At 73.4% G+C, this 20,059-nt stretch carries 16 protein-coding genes; 7 read left to right on the plus strand and 9 right to left on the minus strand.

The window, feature by feature from the left end; genetic code table 11:
* Positions 1 to 67 precede the first annotated feature (67 nt).
* Together ACYVG5_RS03825 and ACYVG5_RS03830 are read right to left on the minus strand one after the other, a co-directional pair.
* Entirely contained in the window at positions 68 to 1,201 is a 1,134-nt protein-coding gene (locus ACYVG5_RS03825) for an acyl-CoA dehydrogenase family protein (RefSeq protein WP_222046738.1), read from the minus strand.
* Between the two features lie 7 nt (positions 1,202 to 1,208).
* Entirely contained in the window at positions 1,209 to 2,384 is a 1,176-nt protein-coding gene (locus ACYVG5_RS03830; protein ID WP_222046740.1) for an acyl-CoA dehydrogenase family protein, read from the minus strand.
* Positions 2,385 to 2,671: 287 nt separating this feature from the next.
* Here ACYVG5_RS03830 and ACYVG5_RS03835 point away from each other — a divergent pair, with 287 nt between their 5' ends.
* Complete coding sequence (locus ACYVG5_RS03835; RefSeq protein ID WP_460682977.1) at positions 2,672 to 4,711, plus strand: putative bifunctional diguanylate cyclase/phosphodiesterase; 2,040 nt, start codon at positions 2,672 to 2,674, stop codon at positions 4,709 to 4,711.
* A complete protein-coding gene (locus tag ACYVG5_RS03840) occupies positions 4,708 to 5,607 on the plus strand; it encodes an HDOD domain-containing protein (RefSeq protein WP_246629827.1) in 900 nt (299 codons plus the stop codon). Before ACYVG5_RS03835 ends, ACYVG5_RS03840 begins: the two co-directional genes overlap by 4 nt.
* Positions 5,608 to 5,654: 47 nt before the next feature.
* Here the strand turns inward: ACYVG5_RS03840 and ACYVG5_RS03845 are convergent, their stop codons facing one another.
* Entirely contained in the window at positions 5,655 to 6,728 is a 1,074-nt protein-coding gene (locus tag ACYVG5_RS03845; protein WP_222046744.1) for a DUF3616 domain-containing protein, read from the minus strand.
* Positions 6,729 to 6,800: 72 nt separating this feature from the next.
* Here ACYVG5_RS03845 and ACYVG5_RS03850 point away from each other — a divergent pair, with 72 nt between their 5' ends.
* The 5 genes from ACYVG5_RS03850 (at position 6,801) to ACYVG5_RS03870 (ending at position 12,644) form a co-directional block, all read left to right on the plus strand.
* Positions 6,801 to 7,643, plus strand: a complete 843-nt coding sequence (locus ACYVG5_RS03850; protein WP_222047006.1) for a hypothetical protein — start codon at positions 6,801 to 6,803, stop codon at positions 7,641 to 7,643.
* A 35-nt stretch (positions 7,644 to 7,678) separates the two neighbouring features.
* Complete coding sequence (locus ACYVG5_RS03855; RefSeq protein ID WP_222046746.1) at positions 7,679 to 8,497, plus strand: aldose 1-epimerase; 819 nt, start codon at positions 7,679 to 7,681, stop codon at positions 8,495 to 8,497.
* Positions 8,498 to 8,849: 352 nt separating this feature from the next.
* A complete protein-coding gene (locus tag ACYVG5_RS03860) occupies positions 8,850 to 9,893 on the plus strand; it encodes an ABC transporter permease (RefSeq protein WP_222046748.1) in 1,044 nt (347 codons plus the stop codon).
* 112 nt (positions 9,894 to 10,005) lie between these two features.
* The gene (locus ACYVG5_RS03865; protein WP_222046750.1) at positions 10,006 to 11,121 is read left to right on the plus strand and encodes a sugar ABC transporter substrate-binding protein; all 1,116 of its coding nucleotides are present in this window, start codon (positions 10,006 to 10,008) and stop codon (positions 11,119 to 11,121) included.
* A 5-nt stretch (positions 11,122 to 11,126) separates the two neighbouring features.
* Positions 11,127 to 12,644, plus strand: a complete 1,518-nt coding sequence (locus ACYVG5_RS03870; RefSeq protein WP_222046752.1) for a sugar ABC transporter ATP-binding protein — start codon at positions 11,127 to 11,129, stop codon at positions 12,642 to 12,644.
* A gap of 76 nt (positions 12,645 to 12,720) precedes the next feature.
* Here the strand turns inward: ACYVG5_RS03870 and ACYVG5_RS03875 are convergent, their stop codons facing one another.
* The 6 genes from ACYVG5_RS03875 to ACYVG5_RS03900 are packed head-to-tail and all read right to left on the minus strand — an operon-like array spanning position 12,721 to position 19,948.
* Entirely contained in the window at positions 12,721 to 13,434 is a 714-nt protein-coding gene (locus tag ACYVG5_RS03875) for an alpha/beta fold hydrolase (protein WP_222046754.1), read from the minus strand.
* On the minus strand, positions 13,431 to 13,949 hold the full coding sequence (locus ACYVG5_RS03880) for a (2Fe-2S)-binding protein (RefSeq protein ID WP_222046756.1): 519 nt from the start codon (positions 13,947 to 13,949) through the stop codon (positions 13,431 to 13,433). Before ACYVG5_RS03880 ends, ACYVG5_RS03875 begins: the two co-directional genes overlap by 4 nt.
* Entirely contained in the window at positions 13,946 to 14,851 is a 906-nt protein-coding gene (locus ACYVG5_RS03885) for an FAD binding domain-containing protein (RefSeq protein WP_222046758.1), read from the minus strand. Before ACYVG5_RS03885 ends, ACYVG5_RS03880 begins: the two co-directional genes overlap by 4 nt.
* On the minus strand, positions 14,848 to 17,229 hold the full coding sequence (locus tag ACYVG5_RS03890; RefSeq protein WP_222046760.1) for a xanthine dehydrogenase family protein molybdopterin-binding subunit: 2,382 nt from the start codon (positions 17,227 to 17,229) through the stop codon (positions 14,848 to 14,850). The genes ACYVG5_RS03885 and ACYVG5_RS03890 overlap by 4 nt, the downstream gene beginning before the upstream one ends.
* Positions 17,226 to 18,149 carry an intradiol ring-cleavage dioxygenase gene (locus tag ACYVG5_RS03895; protein WP_222046762.1) on the minus strand — a complete coding sequence of 308 codons (924 nt, stop codon included), beginning with the start codon at positions 18,147 to 18,149 and terminating at the stop codon, positions 17,226 to 17,228. The genes ACYVG5_RS03890 and ACYVG5_RS03895 overlap by 4 nt, the downstream gene beginning before the upstream one ends.
* Positions 18,146 to 19,948 (minus strand): CocE/NonD family hydrolase, encoded by a 1,803-nt coding sequence (locus ACYVG5_RS03900; protein ID WP_222046764.1) that lies wholly within the window; start codon positions 19,946 to 19,948, stop codon positions 18,146 to 18,148. The genes ACYVG5_RS03895 and ACYVG5_RS03900 overlap by 4 nt, the downstream gene beginning before the upstream one ends.
* Positions 19,949 to 20,059: the final 111 nt, after the last annotated feature.

The following is a 20,059-nucleotide window of genomic DNA, read 5'->3' on the forward strand; positions in this document are numbered from 1 at the left end:
CGAGCTGCCGTGGTCTCCCCGGAGAGGACGCCGCGGCAGCTCGCCACTCGTGCGCGTGCCGTGTGGGTCAGGACAGCGGGTCGACCGTCAGGTGGTCGTCGACGGCTGCGGCCAGGCGCGTCAGCGCCCAGTCGCCGTCGCCGAGCTGGTGGTCGATGGCGGTGAGCCGGCTGGTGTAGTGGCCGACCGGGTACTCCGCCGTCATGCCGATCCCGCCGTGCAGCTGGATGGCCTCCTTGCCGATGTGCCGGCCGGCGCGGCTGGACTGCAGCCGTGCCCGCAGGCCCGCGGTGACCACGTCGCCGCCGGCGTCGGCGACCAGCGTCGCCCACAGCACCGTGCTGCGCGCCAGCTCGAGGGAGATGTACATGTCGGCCGCGCGGAAGGTGAGCGCCTGGAACTTGTTCAGCGTCACCCCGAACTGCTTGCGCGTCCGGAGGTACTCCGACGTCGTGCCGAGGGCGGTCTCCATCGCCCCGATGGACTCCGAGCCGTAGGCGATCCGGGCGCGGCCGAGGGCCTGCTCGATGTCGGTCGTGCGGTCGGCCCCGCCCTCGCCGAGCAGTTGCGCGGGGGTGCCGTCGAAGGTCACGTTCGCCGCGCGGCCGCCGTCGTGGGTGCGGTACCCGGTGCGGTTCAGCCCCGGGGCGTCGCCCTGGACGACGAACAGCCGGGTGACCCCGCCGGCCACGGCGCTGACCACCAGCACGTCGGCGCGGGCGCCGTGCGGCACCGGCTCCTTCACCCCGCTCAGCCGCCACCCGTCGCCGTCGTCGGTGGCCTGCACCCCGCGGGCGCTCGCCTCCCACCGGCTGCCCGGCTCGGCGTGCGCGAACGCCGGCACGCTGGCGCCCTCGGCCAGCGGGCCGAGCAGCGCGGCGCGCTGCTCGACCGTGCCGACGGCGGACACCAGCCCCCCGGCGAGGACCACGCACTCGACGAACGGCTCGGGCGCCAGCACCCGGCCGATCTCCTCAGCGACGATCGACACCTCCACCGGGCCGGCGCCCATGCCGCCGTCCTCCTCGGCGAACGGCAGGCCCAGCACGCCCATCTCGGCCAGCCGCGCCCAGGTCTTCTCGTCGAAGCCGGGGTCGGCGGCGACGACGGCGCGCCGCTGGCCCCCGCCGTAGGCGCGGTTCAGCAGGGCGTTGACGGCCTCCCGCAGCGCGATCTGCTCGTTGTCGTAGGTGTACTCCACGGCGAACTCACAACCCCAGGATCGAACCGGCGATGATCTGACGCTGCACTTCGTTCGAGCCCCCGTAGATCGAGGCCTTCCGGAAGTTCAGGTAGGACGGCGTGGCCACCCGGGCCCACTCGGGCACCTGCGAACCCGCCCCGGCGAACGACGCCAGCGACGCGGGGCCGGCGATGTCCACCAGCAGTTCGGTGACCGCCTGCTGCAGTTCGGTGCCGCGCAGCTTCAGCACCGACGAAGCCGGGTGCGGCTTGCCGTCGGCGGAGTTGGCCACCACCCGGATCGCGGTGAGCTCCAGGGCCAGCACCTCGTTCTCCAGCTCGGCGAGGCGCGCGGCCATCAGCGGGTCGGCGGCCAGCGGTGCACCACCGACGCGGACCTCGCGGGCGTGCTCCTTGGCCTGGGCCAGCAACCGCTTGGTCGAGGCGACCGGGGCGACGCCGACGCGCTCGTTGCCGAGCAGGAACTTGGCGTAGTCCCAGCCGCGGTTCTCCTCACCGACCAGGTTCTCCGCCGGGACGACGACGTCTTCGAAGAAGACCTCGTTGACCTCGGAGCCGCCGTCGATGAGCTCGATGGGGCGCAGCGTCACGCCGGGGGAGTCCATCGGGAGCAGCAGGAAGGAGATGCCGCGCTGCCGCTTGGCCGCCGTCGGGTCGGTGCGCACCAGGCAGAAGATCCAGTCGGCGTGCTGCCCCAGGGTCGTCCAGGTCTTCTGCCCATTGACCACCCAGGTGTCGCCGTCCCGGACCGCCGTGGTGCGCAGCGAGGCGAGGTCGGAGCCTGCGTCGGGCTCGGAGAACCCCTGGCACCACCAGATGTCCAGGTTCGCCGTGGGCGGCAGGAAGCGCTCCTTCTGCTCCCGCGAGCCGAAGTTGGCGATGACCGGGCCGACCATGGTCGCGTTGAAGGCCAGCGGCGGCGGCACGCAGGCGGCCATCATCTCCTCGTGCCAGATGTGCTGCTGCAGCGGCGTCCAGTCGCGGCCGCCCCACTCGACCGGCCAGTGCGGCACGGCCAGCCCGGCGGCGTTGAGCACCCGCTGGGCCTCGACGAACTGTTCCTTGGTCAGTTCCCGGCGGGCCGCGACCGCGTCCCGGATGGGCTGCGGCACCTGCGTGGTGAAGAAGGTGCGCATCTCCTCCCGGAACGCCTGGTCCTCGGGTGACAGGTGCAAACGCATCGGGCCTCTTCCCTGAACTCGGCTGCCGCCATCACGATCGGACGCCTGGCCGGGCGTCCGGACCGAACATCCCACATCGGCTACTGGTGAGTATCCCCAGGGTCGGGGATCCGGCGACCGGGTGGCCGCCGGCGCGTGCCCTCCCTCGGAGGGGGGAACTCCGGGTCGACCGGTGAACCGGTGCCGTCGGTGGGCCGATGGTCTCTGCAACGAGCCGGATCGACCGGCCGTGGCGAGGGACGGGGCGATCGGTGACAGTGCGGGCGAACGCGCCGACCGGGCAACCGGTGCCCCCCGACGTCATGGCCGCGGTCTTCCACACCGCCATCCTGAGCGACCGGATGGCGCTGCTGGTCGTCGAGGTGGTCGGCCGCCGGCGGACGGTCGTCTGGACGAACGACAAGGCCGTCGAGCTGCTGGGCTACGCCCCCGAGGACCTCAGCGCGCTGCCGCTGGAGCAGCTGCTGCCCAGCCTGGGCGGCGGGGAACTGCGGCTCCTGCTGCGCCGCGAGCGCGCGGTGCAGATGACGCTGCCCGTGCGGTCGGCCAGCGGTGCCCCGCTGGAGTGCATCGTGCGGGCCAACCCCGACCAGACCGGCCGGCTGTGGACCCTTCGCGTCTTCACCGTCGACGCCGGTGACCAGCGGGTGTCCCGGGCGACCGCCGATGCCCACGAGCGGCGCTTCGCCACCCTCACCGAACGCTCGCCGATCCCGACGCTGCTGTCCGAGCAGGGCATGCGGCTGGCGCACGTCAACGACGCCTTCTGCGCGCTGGTCGGCCAGCAGGCCGAGCACCTGCTGGGCACCGGCTGGCTGACCAGCATGCACCCCGACGACCTCGACGCCGTGCTCGAGCAGGCCGCCACCGTGCTCGATGGCGGCGAGGGGGAGGTGCAGGCCCGCCTGGTCCGGGCCGACGGGACCGTCCGGACGACGGTGATCCGCTTCGCGCACCTGTTCACCCCGGGCGTCGGCGCCGGCTTCGTCGGCACCATCGAGGACATCACCGAGCGGCTGGCCTTCGAGACCCGCCTCGCCCACCAGGCGCACCACGACCCGCTGACCGGCCTGCCCAACCGCACGCTGCTGGCCGAGCACGTCACCGAGCGTTTCGACCCCGCCGGGTCCGGGCTGGCCTGCATCTTCCTGGACCTGGACAACTTCAAGGTGGTCAACGACTCCCTCGGCCACGCCGCCGGCGACGACCTGCTCGTGGAGGTGGCGACGCGGCTGCGGTCCACCGTTCGCCCCCACGACCTGGTCGCCCGCTTCGGCGGGGACGAGTTCGTCGTCGTCTGCGAGGACGTCGACGAGGCCGACGTCGTCGCGCTGGCCGAGCGCATCGGGGAGGCCCTGCGCCGGCCGCTGCGCATCCGCGGGGTCGACCACCGGCCGCAGGCCAGCATCGGGGTCACCGTGCAGACCGGCGAGCACGTCTCGGCCGAGGAGTTGATCCGCGACTGCGACATCGCGATGTACCAGGCCAAGGCCGGGGGGCGCGGGCGGATCACCGTTCTGGACCACCTCGCCCGCGCGCAGGCCCGCGACAAGCTGCGGCTGGTCGCCGACCTGCGTGCCGCGATCGAGGCCCGCGACATCACGCTGCTCTACCAGCCGATCTTCAGCACCCAGGACGGCACGCCCGTGGCCGTCGAGTCGCTCGCCCGCTGGGAGCACCCCGAGCGTGGCGCCATCAGCCCGTCGACGTTCGTCCCGCTCGCCGAGGAGAACGGCCTGGTCTCGGCACTCGGCCTGCTCGTGCTGGACGAGACGTGCCGGCAGCTGGTCGAGTGGGACCGGGTGCTCGGCGAGGACGCACCGGCCCGGGCCAACGTCAACGTCTCCGCGTTGCAGCTCGACGGGAACCTGTGCGGGCACGTCGAGTCGGCACTGCAGCGCCACGGGCTGGCACCGCGCCGGCTGTCGGTGGAGATCACCGAGTCGGCGCTGGTGAAGGATCCCGCGTCGGCCCGGGCGGTGCTGCTGCAGCTGCGCGACCTCGGCGTGGAGCTGGCGATCGACGACTTCGGGACCGGCTACTCCTCGCTGGCCTACCTGCGGCACCTGCCGGTCACCAGCCTGAAGGTCGACCGCTCCTTCGTCGCCGAGCTGGCCGACGGCCACCCGGAGATCACCACCGCCGTCATCGCCCTGGCGCGGAGCCTGAACCTGCATACCGTCGCCGAGGGGGTCGAGACCGCCGAGCAGGCCGCCGAGCTCACCCGACTCGGCGCCACCTACCTGCAGGGCTTCAGCCTCGCGGAGCCGATGGGCGGCGACGTCCTCGCCGCCTGGTTCGCCGGCCGGCGGAGCGCGCTGCGATGACCGCCCTGCCCCAGTTCAACCTGCCCCAGTTCGACCTGCCCCTGCTCGACCAGCCCCACACCGCCCGGAGAGCCGACATGCCCACGACCCTCGCGGCTGCGCCCGTCTTCGACATCGAGGCGGTGCTGGCCAGCATCGACTCGATGGCTGCCCAGAAGCCCGTCGCCGCCCAGATCGTCTCGGTGGCCAACGCCGACGGGGCCAGCGCCAAGGAACTCTCGGCGGTGCTCGCCTCCGACGTCACCTTGGCCGGCCGGGTGCTGAAGCTGTCGAACTCCGCCTACTTCGGCATGCGCGGCCGGGTCACGTCGCTGCAGTTCGCCGTCACCGTCGTCGGCTTCACCACCGTGCGAACGATGGCCACCGTCGCGCTGACCGACCTGGACGACGAGTCGCAGCTGCCCGAGGACTTCTGGGACGTCAGCACCCACCTGGCGCTGGCCGCCGCCGCGCTGGCCCCGCGCTTCGGGGAGCGCCCGCAGGACGCGCTGTGCATCGGGCTGCTCGCCCAGCTGGGTGTGGCGCTGCTGCACCACAACGACCCGGAGGGCTACGCGGAGCTGAGCGCCGCCCAGCCCGGCGCGGCCGGCCGCCGCGCCGCCGAGGTGCAGCGGTACGGCATCCACGCCCTGCGGCTGACCTCGGTCGCGCTGGAGCAGTGGGGCTTCCCGCACACCATGGTGTTGCCGCTGCGGGAGGTCGACGACCTCGGCTCCCCGGGGGGCGGCCTGCTGCGGACCGCCTTCGAGCTGGCCGGGCGGCTCTGCCTCGACGGTCACGAGAAGGTGCCGGTGCCGGTGCTGTCCGGCGGCCGGCTGGCCGAGCGCGACGTCACGACGGTGCTGGAGTCGGTGCGCGCCCAGGCCGACGAGCTGCGCCGGGCGCTGCTCGGCTGAAGAAGGATCCCCTTCGCAGGCTCAGGGTCGGCCCCCGAAAGGGGGCCTCACGGCAGCCGGACGACGTCGGCCGTGACGCACCCGTCACCGGTGAGCCGGGACGGCGCCGGGCTGTCGTAGACCACCAGCAGCCGCGGGTCCGCAGCCGGACCGAGCAACCCGAGCCCCTCGGCGTGGTCGTCACCGACGCCGAAGGGAAGCGTCAGCTCCCGGGTGAGCAGCTCGCCCCGCACCACCTGGGGCGCCTCGGTGGTCAGGGCGCCGTGCCAGCGGAACACGTGCACCGGCCCGTCCAGGTCCATCGTCGGGCCGGCCAGCACCAGCAGGTCCTCGCCGTGCGGGCACAGGTCGCGCACCCCCAGGCCGTCCAGCCGCAGTACGTGGGTGCGGTACCGGCGCCCGTCGTCGACCGGGAGCAGCTCCAGCCGCCCCGGGTCGTCGGGGTGCACCTCGGGGCGGAGCTCCAGCACCACCGCCCAGCCGCGCAGCACCGGTCCGCGCAGGCCCAGGTACACCCGGGGGCCGGCCACCGCGATGCCCTCGACGTCCAGCCCGTTGTCCTTGCCCGGGATCGGGAGGAACGGGCCCAGGTGCTCGTCGTCGGCCAGCAGATCGCGCAGGTCGGTGCCGTGGGCGCCGAACACGGCCGCCCGGTGCCGGCTGCCGGCCACCGCCAGCTCGGGCACCAGGGTGGGCAGGCCGTCGACGTCGGCTACCGGGATGCGCACCAGCACCTGCCGGTTGGCCTGGCCGGTGACCTTGGCCAGCCGGCGCAGCGCCTTGTCGCCGGAGTGCTTGGCCTTGATCTGCCGCCGGCGCAGGCTGTGCGACCCGACCGCCCACAGGAAGTGGCCGTCCCGGGCCAGCCCCTCGATGTCCGGCTCCTCCGCGGCGTCCTCCCCGGGCAGCTGGACCAGGTCGGCGAGCCGGTAGGTGGTCTGGTCACCGAACTCGGCCGGGTCGTCGGGATCGTCGGCGACCAGCCGTTCCACCGTCGCGGTCTCGTCGCCGGCCACCCACAGCACCGGGCCGTCGCTGCGGACGGCGGACAGGTTGGTGTGCGTGCCCGCCGCCCGGGCGTCGTGCCCGAACCGCAGCCGCACCGTGCGTTCGACAGCCACCCGGTCAGCGTGGCACGGGGCCGGTCCGTGGGGGAGGGTGCACCAGCCGGGCAGCGCGGGCACTGTGGAGGCGTGTTCGACGTCGACTTCATGGCCCTGCTGACCCGCGAGGTGCTGCGCGAGCGTGCACCGGCGCTGATCGCGGAGGCCTGCGCCTGGAGCGTCGGGCTCTCCGACCAGCCGCACCACCTGCGGCGTGGCGGCCGGCTGGTGGCCACCGGCGTGACCATCGGCGTGCGGGCGGCCAGCGGGCAGCCGCTCAGCGGGGAGGAGGACGGCCGGCTGGAGCTCGGCGACGCCCGGCCGGGCAGCTTCCAGGACGCGCTCAACGCCCTCGACCCCGACGGCGCCGTCCACGCCGAGCGCTTCGACGCCCAGGTGCTGGAGCCCTTCGTGCTGGCCACCTGCGTGCAGGCCGCCGAGCGGGCCCGCGCGACCCGCCGCGCCGCGTGGCAGGAGCTGCTGGACGAGCTGGGGGAGGACGGCCGCGACCTGGTCGAGGTCGTCCGGGTGGGGGAGTGGGAGGCGCCGCTGCGGATCGACGCCGAGCACCTGGTGCTCGCCGCGCTGGGCACGGTGCCGCTGGTCGAGGTGGAGGCCGAGGGGCTGCCGCTCTCGCTGGTCCGCGCGGCCGAGGGGATCACCCGCACCGCGGCCGCCCCGGCCCCCGCCCCGGTCACCGAGCCGGCCGGCGACGACCTGGCCGGAACCCTCTTCCTCGCCCGGGCCGCGCTCGACGCGGCCGGTCTGACCGTGCCGGTGCCGCGGGCGGAGGCCGAGGCGCTGGTGCGCGCTCTGCTGGCCGAGGGTCTGCTGCTGGAGGAGGTGCCGGCGGTGCTGCCGCACCTGCCGGTGCAGCCGGAGACCGCGGCGGAGGTCCGGGCGATCGTCGCGGCCGCCGAGCCGGGTCTCTGACCGGCCGCGCCCCGCGGCCGCCGGATACTGACCCGGTGACCGTGCGCCTGCGCTGTGGCGATGCCGAGCTCGCCGTCGACCCCTCGACCGGAGCCCGCTGGAGCTCCTGGCGGGTGGCCGGCCTGGAGCTGCTGACCAGCGCCGACGTGCCGCTACCGCCGGGCATGCGGTCGGGCACCTTCGTGATGGCCCCCTACGCCGGCCGGCTGGGACAGGGGCGGGTGACCCTGGCCGGGGTCGATCACCAGCTGCCGCGGCTCGCGCCGCCGCACGCCATCCACGGCACCGTGGCCGAGCGGGCGTGGGCGGTGGTCGACGCCGACGACACCACCCTGAGGTGCGCCACTGACCTCGGCGACGGCTGGCCGGCCCGCGGACGGCTCGAGCAGCGCCTGGAGCTGGGCGCCGACTCGCTGGTCAGCGAGCTCGTCCTGCACGCCGAGGAGGCCATGCCGGTGACCATGGGCTGGCACCCGTGGTTCGCCCGCCGGCTGGCCCGCGGTGCGGACGCCCGGTGGTTGCTCAGCGGCGGGGAGCAGTACGTGCGGGGGCCGGCCGGTCTGCCCACCGGCGAGCTGGTCCCGCTCCGGCCGGGGCCGTGGGACGACTGCTTCCGCGGGTTCACCGCACCGCCCGGGCTGCGCTGGCCGGGGGCGCTGGAGCTGCACGTCGAGTCCAGCGCCGATCACTGGGTGCTCTTCGACGAGCGCCCCGGCGAGCTCTGCCTGGAGCCGCAGACCGGGCCACCGGACGCGCCGTCCCTCGGCCGGGCGACCGAGGTGCCGGCCGGCGGACGCCTGCGGCTGCGCTGCACCTGGCGCTGGCGCGCGTTGCCGGTGGACGCGGAGTCCTAGCCCGGCCGGACCGGGGCCGCGGGGCCGGGGGGCCTCGGGGCGCCTTCGGCCACGAAACGGTCACGGCCTCACCCCTGGACCCCTAGTGACCTTGACAACACGGGAACGGCCCAGCACTGTCACCGCGATAACGAACGGCCGTTCGCACAACGAAAACCCGGCCGGGGACACCGTGGCCGTGGGTCCGCGTCCCTCGCGGGTGACCGGTCCGGACGTACTACCTGCCGGAGCACACACGTCAGCGGCGGCCCTGGCCGCGCAGAACGGGGAAGAGGCACCACGTGACCGTCAGCGACGACGTCCCGCCCGCCACGAGCGCCGGCCGCCAGGCCGCGCGTCGGGGCGTCCGGGCATGAGCGAGACGACCGTCTCGACGCCCACGCCGACCGAGCAGCCACCGGCGCCGCGCCAGCCGCGGAACGGGTTCGGCCGGACGCTGCTGGCCCAGGAGTACCTCGGCGTGCTCATCGCCACGCTGGCGCTGGTCCTGCTGATCGGCGCGTTCCACCCGCGCTTCCTGCAGTTCGACCAGCTCATGGCGATCCTGAACCAGGCCACCTACATCGGGATCCTGGCCTGCGGGATGGCGTTCCTGCTGGCGATGCGCGAGCTGGACCTGTCCGTCGGCTCGGTCTACGCGCTCACCGCGCTGGCCTGCGCCATGCTCACGACCGCGGGGATGAACCCGTGGCTGGCCGCCGTGCTGGCGATCGTCGCCGGCGGTCTCCTCGGCCTGTTCAACGCCCTGCTCATCCAGTACTTCGGCCTGCCGTCGATCGTGGCCACGCTGGCCACGCTGGCGATGTTCCGAGGTCTCACGCTCGCGCTCAGCGACGGGACGCAGGTCCTCGGCCCCCCGGTGGACGACCCGTTCTCCCAGGTGATCAGCGGCGACGTCCTCGGCGTGCCGGTGACCGGCATCGTGCTGGTGGTGGTCGTCATCGTGCTGACCGTGGTGCTGCGGGCGACGCCGTTCGGATACCGGGTCAGGTCCATCGGCTCCAACCCCGACGCCGCGCTGTTCAGCGGCATCCCGGTCAACCGGGTGCGGATGCAGGCCTTCGTGCTCAGCGGCGCCCTCGGCGGCCTGGCCGGCGTGCTCACCATCGGTTACCTCGGCGCTGCGGATCCCAACACCGGCAGCGGCTACGAGCTGCTCGCCATCGCCGCGGCCGTGATCGGTGGCACGTCGCTGGCCGGCGGCAAGGCCACCATCGTCGGCGCCGCTCTCGGCGCTGTCCTGCTCGGTGTCGTGGCCAGCGGGCTGGCCTACTTCAGCGTCCCGATCAACTGGAACCAGTTCGCCACCGGCGCGGTGATCCTCGGGGCGGTGTCCCTGGACAGCGCCGTCCGCCGCCGCCGCCGGGCGCGCGCCGGCAGCGGTACCCACCTCTGAGACGTCCGGTCGGCCCGGGCACCTCTCTCCCTTCCTCCCCGCGGAGCCGTTCCGGTCCGCGGGGGCGTCACCCCGTACCACCCCGACTCACGTCCATCTCAGGAGGAACATCGTGCGTACACGATCAGCGTCGACCGTGCGTACCGGCCCCGTGGCCCGCGGATCTCGCGTGCTGGTGGCCGGCGCCATGGTCGTGCTCATGGCTGCCTGCGGCAGCAGCGGCGGCGACACCGAGGACAGCGAGGGCGGCGGTGACGCCGCTGCGGCCGCGGAAGACCTCCAGATCGCCTTCATCGGCGCCGACGGCAGCCAGAACTTCGCCATCGAGATGATGGAGGGTGCGGAAGCGGCCGGTGAGGAGTTCGGCGTCGACGTCCAGGTCATCGCCCCGACCAAGCTCGACGGCCCGGCGCAGGTGAAGATGTTCGAGGACGCGATCCGGACCGCCCCCGACGGCATCGCCATCGAGACCCTGACCCCCGACCTGCTGACGCGTGCCGAGGCGCGCGCCGTGGACGCGGGCATCCCGGTCATCGCCGTGGACACGCCCCCGCTCCCGGGCTCCGGCATCACCACCTACATCGGCAACGACAACATCGCGGCCGGCGAGATGCTGGCCGACGAGGCGATCCGCATCCTCGGGGAGCAGGGCACCACCGAGGGCAAGGCCGTCGTCGCCAGCCCGATCCCGGGTGTGCCGACCCTCGACCTGCGCGCCGAGGGCATGGCCAAGGCGTTCCAGGAGCAGCTGCCCGGCTTCGAGGTCGTCGGCCCGGTGGCCAGCGCCCCGGACCCGACCGGCAACTACGCCGCCTGGAACAACCTCGTCTCGGCCAACGCCGACGCCACGGTGTTCATGGACTCCGGGGACGCCGCGCTCGCCTCGCTCGCCCGGATCAACCGGGAGAAAGGCGGCAACCTGCTCACCGGCGCGTTCGACCTGAACAAGGCCGGGCTGGAGGCCGTCGCCGACGGCACGAACTTCGCCACGGCCGACCCGCAGCACTTCCTCAAGGGCTACCTGGCCACCCGGATGCTGATCGAGAACGCCCTCGGTGAGAACGAGATCCCCGAGGGTTGGTGGGTGAGCACGGCCGAGCTGGTCACCCAGGAGAACGTGGCCGAGATCCAGGCCCGCCAGGAATCGCGCGAGGCGAAGCTGGAGTACTACAAGCCGCTCGCCGAGGAGCAGTTCGCCAACCCGCCGATCCAGCCGCTGGAGGGCTGAGACCAGTGCTCGAGGCGCAGGGCATCCGCAAGGCCTACGGCGGCGTCGTCGCCCTGGCCGGGGTCGATCTGACCGTTCGGGCCGGCAGCGTGCACGCGCTGCTCGGTGAGAACGGTGCGGGCAAGTCGACGCTGGTCAAGGTGCTCGTCGGCGCCGTGACCCCGGACGCGGGTGTCCTGCGCCTGGGCGGCAAGGACCTGACGGTCGCCAACACCGCGGACGCGGTGGACAAGGGCATCGCCGTGGTCTCCCAGGAACTCAGCCTGTTCCCCGACCTGGACGTGCTGTCCAACCTCTTCCCGATGCGGGAGTACAAGCGCGGTCCGCTGGTCGACCGGCGGGGAATGGCGGCCAAGGCCCGGCCGGTGCTCGACGAGCTGGGTCTCGACCTGGCGCTCGACGCGCCGGTGGAACACCTGCCGCTGGACCAGCGCCAGCTGCTCGAGATCGCCCGGGCACTGGTCACCGACCCGGCGGTGCTGATCCTCGACGAGCCGACGTCGGCGCTGCACTCCCGGGAGTCCGAGCGGCTGCACGACGTGCTCCGCCGGCTGCGCACCCGGGACGTGGCGGTCGTGTACGTCTCGCACCACCTGGAGGACGTCCTCGCCGTCTGCGACGAGGTGACGATCATGCGGGACGGGCGGGTGGCCGTCCCGTCCGTGCCGGCCAGCACGCTGACCGTGGACCGGATCGTCCAGCACATGCTGGGCGACAAGGTCGCCGCGGTCGTGGAGGAACGCGCGCACTCGGGGGCGCTGGCCGTCGAGCCGGGCCAGCCGGCGTTGCGGCTGGAGAACGTCACCGTCCCCGGGCAGTTGCAGGACGTCGACCTCGTCGTCCCCTGCGGCCGGGTGGTCGGCCTCGCCGGCATCGCCGGCGCCGGGCACCGCGCCGTGCTCGACGTGGCCTCCGGGGTGGCCCGGCCCAGCCGCGGCCGGGTCGTGCTGCCCGACGGCAGCCCGCTCAAGGCCGGGCTGCGCGGCGCCATCAGCCAGGGCGTCGCCATCGTGTCCGGTGACCGGAAGCGCTTCGGCGTCATGCTCGACAAGCCCATCTGGGACAACATCGGCCAGGTGAGCTCGGTGGCGCTGCGCCGCGACGGCATGGTCATCCGGGCCGGCAAGGTGCGGGAGCGTGCTGCCGAGCACGTGCGCCGGCTGGGCATCAAGACCCCGTCGGTCGACCTGGAGGTCGGCATGCTGTCGGGCGGCAACCAGCAGAAGGTGGTCTTCGCCAAGTGGCTGGAGGCCCGCCCGACGGTGCTGCTGCTCGACGACCCGACCCGTGGCATCGACGTCGGCGCCAAGGCCGAGATCTACGGCCTCTTCCGTGAGCAGGCCGACAACGGGGCGGTGCAGTTGGTGGCGTCGTCGGACCCGCGGGAGCTCGCCAGTGTCTGCGACGAGGTGATCGTCTTCTACGACGGCAAGGTCTGCGCCCGGCTCAGCGGGCGGCACCTCGATGCGCACACGCTGCTCGAGGTGATGAACACCGGCATCGCGCCGGCCGACGCCGCCTGAAGAAGGGGCCCCGCTCGGCCCTGCTGCAGGGTCTTGCCCTGAGCTCGCGAAGGGCGGGGGGCAGCGGGGTCCTTCTTCAGTGCTCCAGGAAGTCGGCCAGCTCGGTCGTCGCCGACAGGTACGGGGAGTGGTCCGCGGGCAGCTCGAGGACGTCGGTGCACGGGTTGTCGGCGATCATCCGCCGCTGCAGCGCCGGCGGGATCGCCCGGTCTTCGGTGCAGACCACGTAGCTGCGGGGGATGTCGTCCACCCCGCCGCCCAGCGACACCGGGGTGACGAACGGGAGAACGGGCTGTCGGCCCTGACGCTCCAGCGCCCACTCCGTCCGCTCCGCGGAGGTGGTCCCGTAGAAGACCCCCCGGCAGGCCTCGGCGGACATGTCGGCGACCGGCGGCTCGCCGCTGACCGTGATGTTGGCCTGGACGCCGTCCCCGGCGCCCTCCGGCAGATCGGTCAGCCCCACCAGGCTCTGCTCGTCGCGGGGCAGGAAGGCGGCCACGTACACCAGGCGGGCGATCCGCTCGGGGCACCGGGCGGCGGTCTGGGTGATGACGACGCCGCCCATGCTGTGACCCACCAGGACCGCCTCGTCCGGCGACTCGGCCAGCACCGAGCAGACCCGCTCGGCGTACGCGTCGAGGGTGACGTCCGGTAGCGGTGTGGTGTCCGCACCCGACCCGGGCAGGTCCGGGGCCGAGACGGTGTGACCGCGGCGTCGGAGTTCGGCGGCGAGGGGTTCCCAGCACCAGCCACCGGCGAACGCGCCGTGGACGAGGACGAATCGGGTCATGCGGGGGCTCCTCCGGGTCGGTCGTTCGGGCGTTCTCCTCCGGCGCAGGACGCGATGGCGTCGACGATCGCGTCGTAGCCGGTGCACCGGCACAGGTTGCCGCTGATCGCCTCCCGGATCTGGCCCTCGGTGGGGGAGGGGACGCGCTCGAGCAGGTCCTCGGCGGCGAACAGCATCCCGGACAGGCAGTAGCCGCACTGGAAGGCGTTGTTCTCCCAGAACGCCGACTGCAGCGGGGTCAGCGCACCGTCGGTGGCCAGGCCCTCCAGGGTCTGCACCTGCGCGCCCTGCTCGGCCACCGCCAGCCGCAGGCACGACTTGGCGATGAGGCCCTCGACCCGCACGGTGCAGGCGCCGCAGTCGCCGGTGCGGCAGCCGCTCTTCGGCCCGGTGACGCCGAACCCGTCGCGCAACGCGTCGAGCAGCAGCGCCCGGCCGTCGACCGCGGCGGTGCGCCGTTCGCCGTTGACCGTGAGGGTCAGGTCGACCGTGCTGGTGGTGGTGGGGTCGCTCACGCGCGCGTCTCCTGGATCGTCGTGCGGGCCGCCACCAACGCCATGGTCAGCGCGCGGCGGGCGATGGGGGCGGCGACCGCCGCCCGGTAGCTGCCGGGAGCGAGCAGGTCGTCCCAGGGCTCGTCGACGGCGGCGCCGGCCAGGTGGGCGGCCTCCCGGACGCCGTCGTCACCGGGGGTGGTGCCGACCAGGGCGGCGTCGACGTCGACCCGTAGCGGGGTCGCGGTGACCGCGCCCAGCACCAGCGACACCTGCCGGCAGACGCCCTCGTCGCCCAGCCGGACCAGGGCCGCGGCGGTCGCGATCGGCCAGGAGCTGCCACCCCGCTTGAGCTTCACGTAGCCGGACCCGGCGCCGGCGGTGGACGGCACGTCGAAGCCGGTGAGCACCTCGCCCGGCAGGAGCGAGGAGTGCATGGCGGCCGCGAACAGCTCGGCCACCGGAAAGCGTCGCTCGCCCTCCGGCCCGACGGCCCGGGCGACGGCGCCGCAGGCCACCAGCGCACCGGGAACGTCGGATTGCGGCCGGGCGGAGACCGCCGACCCGCCCACCGTCGCCTGGCTGCGCAGCGCCCAGCCGCCGGTGATGCCCTCGGCCATGGTGTGCAGCAGCGGGGCGTGCCGGAGGACGTCCGGGCTGGCCAGCAGCTCGGCGTAGGTGCACATCGCGCCCACCGAGAGCCCGGAGCCGGTGCCGGTGACCCCGCCCAGCCCGGCGCGGCGGAGGTCGACCAGCCGGGCCGGGCGGGACTCCGCGCGGCTCATCTCCGGCAGCACCCAGGTGCCGCCGGCCAGCACCCGCGCGTCCTCGCCGTCCCCGCCGGCCGGGGCCGCGGTGTTCAGTGCCTCGATGCAGCCGGCCAGGCTGTCGGGGGCCACGTAGTCGAACCGGTGCGGGATCACTGGCCCGCCTCGAGCAGCGCGGCCAGCACCCGCGGCGGGCTGACCGGGGTGGCCTCGAGCGCGGCGCCCAGCGGGGCGATCGCGTCGTTGACCGCGTTCACCACCGCGGCGAGCGCGCCGGAGAAACCGGCCTCGCCGACGCCCTTGGCGCCCAGCGGCGTGCCGGGGGCCGGCGTGCACAGGTGGCCGAGCTCCACCCGGGGCAGGTCGATCGCCCGGGGCAGCAGGTAGGTCTTGAAGCCGGTGCTCGCGGGAACGCCGTCGGCGTCGAAGACGAGCTCCTCGCCCAGCGCCGCGCCGATGCCCATGGCGACACCGCCGGTCACCTGGCCGTCGACGAACATCGGGTTGACCACCGTTCCGCAGTCGTGCGTCACGACGTGCCGCAGCAGGGTGACCGACCCGGTCTCCGGGTCGACCTCCAGCAGGGACGCGTGCACCGCATAGGGGTAGGTCGTGTAGGTGTTCATCCGGCCGAGCTCGTCGGGCACCTGCCGCACGTTGGCCGGACGGTAGGTGCGCGTCGACTCCAGCCTCGGCTCGATGTCCAGCCCCAGCAGGTAGCTGAGGGTGTGGACGGCGCCGGCCACCGCCGGGACCGGTAGCGCCCGCTCGGGATCGCCGGCCACCTGCGCCATCCCGTCGCCGAGCACGATCGCCTCCTCCGGTCCGGCGGACAGCATCGCCCGGGCGGTGGTGTGCAGGGTGGCGACCAGATCGCGGGCGGCGAGCACCGCCGCGTTGCCGCCGGTGATGATCGACCGGCTGGAGATGTTGCCGAAGCCGTAGGGGCACAGGTCGGTGTCGCCCTGGACGACGGTGATCTCCGACATCGCGACGCCGAGCTCGTCGGCGACCAGCTGGGCGATGGCGGTGTCGTTGCCGGTGCCCGGTGAGGTGACCCCGGTGAGCACGGTGACCTGCCCCGAGGGGCTCATCCGCACCGTCGAGGTGTCGAAGGCGGCGACCAGGGCGCCGGGGATGTCCGCGCTCTCCGGCATCAGCTCGAACCCCAGCCCGATGCCGACGCAGCGGCCCTCCGCCCGCGCGGCGGACTGCATGGCCCGGGCCGCCGGGTGGTCCAGCAGCTCCAGGGTCAGGTCGAGGGCGGCGGCGTAGTCGCCGCTGTCGAGCTCCAGGCCGGAGGTGTGCGTGTGCGGAAAGGCGTCGGGGGCGAGGAAGTTGCGCCGGCGGACCTCGGCCGGGTCCAGGCCGGTGGTGACCGCGATCCGGTCCATGATCCGCTCGAGCAGCAGGGTGGCGCTCTCCTTGCCGAACGGCTTGGTGCCCACCCACGGCGCCTTGTTGGTGGCAACGACGGTGTACCGGACGTGGCAGTGGTCCAGCGCGTAGCCCAGCCCGGTGGCGAGCGCGCCGACGTGCGCCATGCCCCAACCGTGCGTCGCCGCCCCCGCGCCGTGGTCGGAGACGGCGTGCACGTCCAGCGCGCGCAGCCGGCCGTCGTCGTCGAAGGCGACCCGGTAGGCCAGCCGCTGGTCACGGGCGGCGGGCAGCAGGGCCGCCGACCGCTCCTCGACCCACTTCACCGGGCGGCCGACCAGCCGGCTGAGCACCGGGGCGATGAAGTCCTCCCGGTTGCCGTACATCTTCAGCCCGAACGAGCCCCCGATCTTGAGCGCGATGACCCGGATCGAGCCCTCGGGCAGCCGCAGCGTCGAGGCCAGCACCGTGCGCATCACGTGCGGGTTCTGGGTGGTGGCCCAGACGGTGAGGTGCCGGCGCCGGGAGTCCCAGTCGGCCAGATAGGTGCGGGTCTCCATCGGGGCCGCGTTGCCGCGGTGGCCGCGCAGCTCGCCGTCCAGCACGTGCGCGGCCGACGTCGCGACCTCGTCGAAGTCGTCCGGGCCGACCTCCCGGGCGATGATCACGTTGTCGCCCCACTCGGGGTAGAGCAGCGGCGCGTCCTCGGCGAGCGCGGCGTCCGGGTCGAGCACCACCGGCAGCAGGTCGTAGCCGACCTCGACCAGCAGCGCGGCCGCGGCCGCGTCGGCCGGGGTGAGTGCGACGACGGCGGCGACCGGCTCACCGACGTGCACCACCTTGCCCACCGCCAGCGGCCGGACGACGGCGTGGTGCCCGCCCAGGTGCCCGGCGTCCAGGCCGTGCGGGATCTCGTCGGTGACCGCAGCGATCTCCGCTCCGGTGACCACGGCCAGCACGCCGGGGTGCGCCAGCGCCGCCGTGGTGTCGATCGACTCGATGGTGGCGTGGGCGTGCGGTGAGCGGACGAGCGCCGCGTGCGTCGTGCCGGGGACGGTGACGTCGCCGGTGTATACCGCCTGGCCGGTCAGGTGCGCGTCGCCGTCGTGCCGCTTGACGCGCTGCCCGACCGAGCGCCGGGGGAGCGTCGAGGTCACCCGGCGGCCTCCTGGACCACGAGGTCGATCTGGGCGTGCCGGTAGGGGTTGCTCACCCCGTACCGCTCGGCACCGGCCGGGTCGTCGGCCGGCTCGAAATCGCGCACCAGGCTGCGCTTGACCGCGAAGACGGCGTCGGAGTCCAGGTACGGGCTGCCGGACACGAAGATGTGCGTGGTGACCTGGGTGTACCCGGGGGCGTCGGCGATGAAGTGGATGTGCGCCGGCCGGTTCGGGTGCCGCTTCGTCGCCTCGAGCAGCTGGCCGACCGGGCCGTCGGTCGGGATCGGGTAGTAGCTGGGCACGACGGTGGTGAACCAGAACCGGCCCTCGTCGTCGGTGGTGAACAGGCCCCGGCCGTTGCCGGCCGGCTGCACGTCGGGCACCTGGACGTCGTAGAAGCCGTTCTCGTCGGCCTGCCACACGTCGACCTGCGCGCCGGGGATGGGCGTCCCGTCGGTGGTGAGTACCCGGCCGGTGACGACGCACGGGGTCCGGCCGCCGACCAGGTCGATGCAGTCCCCGTTGTCCCGAACCGGCGACTCGGTCATGTGGAAGGGGCCGAGCACGGTGGCCTCGGTGGCGCCGGCGACCTTGCGGTGGTTGATGTTCTCGACCAGGGCGGAGATGCCGAGCACGTCGGAGAGCAGCACGAACTCCTGCCGGACGTCATCGCACTTCTGCCCGGTGCGGGTCAGGAAGCCGATCGCCGTCTCCCACTCGTCCATGGTCGGCTCGACCTCGCGGACGGCGGCGTGCAGGTGCCGGACGAACGCGCCGAGCAGCTCCTGCAGCCGGGCGTCCGGGGCGCCGGCGAAGCTCTCGACGACGGCGTCGGTGACGGTGTCCTCGGTGATGTCCTCGGCGAGCTCCTTGGGAACGGCCGGAGCCGGGGTGTCCTCGGCGCGGGGGACGGTCATGAGGGGTCTCCGTTCGTGAGCGGGATGACGGGCAGCAGGATCGACGAGGGCCGCGCGGTGTCGTGGTAGACGGTGTGCAGCGTCGTCCGCGAGCTGGTGACGTGGTAGGGCACGTACTCGGCGTTGGTCGCGCCGGCCACGCCGGTCGGCACGTCCATGGCGCTGATCTCCACGCAGATCCGGTGGCCCTTCTCGAAGGTGTTCGCCGTCGCGAGCACCTCGATCTGGTACTCCACCACCTCCCCGGGCGTCACCGGCTCGGCGGCGGCGCGGGTGAGCTTGTGGAACGGCTTCCACTCGGTGCTGCGCTCGGGGTCCAGCGCCCGGTTGGAGGCCTTGAGCCAGCCGCGGGTGAGCTCGCGCTCGGGCAGCGTGGGATCGAGCTCGCGCTCGCCCTCGCGGACGGTCATCACGTGCGGGTCGGGGCCGATGTCCTTGAGCGAGACGATCCAGTTGGTGTCGGGCTGGTCGATCGCGGCGAACAGCGTCACCTTGGCCGGGCCGGCGATCAGCATCGGCTCGCTGAGCGGCTCGCTGATGAAGCGGAGGGTCGACACCTTCCGGGTGTGGGTCAGCGGCATCTGCACGAAGGAGTCCGGCGGGACGACGTCGTCCACCGAACCGGGCACCCACGGCTCGGGCTTGAGCCGCTCCCAGCTGTTGAGGTAGAACGGCGTCCACCGCGTCTCGGGCAGCGGCCAGTCGCTGCCGGTGCGCCACTCGTTGGTGCCGGTGACCCAGTAGCGCACCGGCGGCTCGTCGAGGACGCCGGTGTCCAGGCCCTTCAGCCAGTGGTCGTACCAGCGCAGGATTTCCGAGTGCAGCCCGTGGAAGGGCCGCTCGAGGTGCGCCGGGCCGGTGAACAGCAGCTTCTTGGCCGAGCCGGCCAGGTGTCGCCAGTAGGTCTGCGCGCCCTGCAGGTGCGTCTTGTAGGTGTAGGCGTACCAGCCCGAGCCGGTGTAGACGGGGATGTCGATGTCGGCGAAGGAGGCCTCGCTGCGCTCGAGCACGCCCGCGGCCTCGAACGGGTCGATGAGCACGTTGAAGTAGGCCGGCATGTGCTGGCCCTTCATCGACACCACGTTGTAGAGGTGCGGGTGAATCTTGTAGTCCGGGTTGTCCATCGCCTCTCGCCAGAGCGCCTCGCGCTCGGGTGGCAGCTCGCCGGGGGCGCCGCGGTCCTGGTGGAAGGTGCCGAAGTGGCCGACCAGGTAGCGGAACAGGTGGACGACGCCGCCCGGGTACTCCTCCCGGAACCCGCCCAGCTCGCCGTAGGCACCGCGCGGGTCGAACGGGAAGATCGCCTTGAGGTGCGGTGGCTTCTGCCGGGCGACGTGCATCTGCTCGGCGCCGAAACCGGAGATGCCCACCATGCCCACCGAGCCGTCGCACCAGGCCTGCTGCGCGATCCACTCGATCAGGTCGTAGGAGTCGTACTGGCGTGAGCCGCCGCTCTCGGACTTGCCGACGCCGCGGGGCATGCCCACGACGTGGATGTAGCCGCGGGAGGTGAGGAACCGGGTGTCGCCGGCCTCCATCGGCCCGCTCCACAGCGGCGACCAGGCCGGCTGCGGCGGGATCGCGGCGGACATGTCCGGGCCCTGGATGTCCTTGTTGTAGATCGCGAAGGCCAGCAGCGCGGGCAGCACGTCGGAGGTGTCGGGCCGGTAGATGTCGACGCACAGCCGGACGCCGTCACGCATCGGCACGTAGACATCGCGCTCGACGACCATCCCGTCGTACTGCGGAGCGCGGTCGTAGTTCGAGGGGACGTGCTCGGGCGACGACGGCGTCGACATGGGCAGCCGGGGCCTTCCTGCTGGGTCGGCCGGGTGCGGGTCACCGGGCGCGGGGGTGTGGGCACGGTCACGCTAACCCCGCGCTCCGGGTCCTCCTGTCCACTGCGCGCG

This window comes from Modestobacter lapidis (genome assembly GCF_054780755.1).

Bases quoted from the DNA above. Each gene is read 5' to 3' on its own strand.
- ACYVG5_RS03830 (WP_222046740.1), bottom strand. From the start codon at position 2,384: ATGCGTTTGCACCTGTCACCCGAGGACCAGGCGTTCCGGGAGGAGATG.
- ACYVG5_RS03840 (WP_246629827.1), top strand. From the start codon at position 4,708: ATGACCGCCCTGCCCCAGTTCAACCTGCCCCAGTTCGACCTGCCCCTG.
- ACYVG5_RS03860 (WP_222046748.1), top strand. From the start codon at position 8,850: ATGAGCGAGACGACCGTCTCGACGCCCACGCCGACCGAGCAGCCACCG.
- ACYVG5_RS03875 (WP_222046754.1), bottom strand. From the start codon at position 13,434: ATGACCCGATTCGTCCTCGTCCACGGCGCGTTCGCCGGTGGCTGGTGC.
- ACYVG5_RS03895 (WP_222046762.1), bottom strand. From the start codon at position 18,149: ATGACCGTCCCCCGCGCCGAGGACACCCCGGCTCCGGCCGTTCCCAAG.
- ACYVG5_RS03900 (WP_222046764.1), bottom strand. From the start codon at position 19,948: ATGTCGACGCCGTCGTCGCCCGAGCACGTCCCCTCGAACTACGACCGC.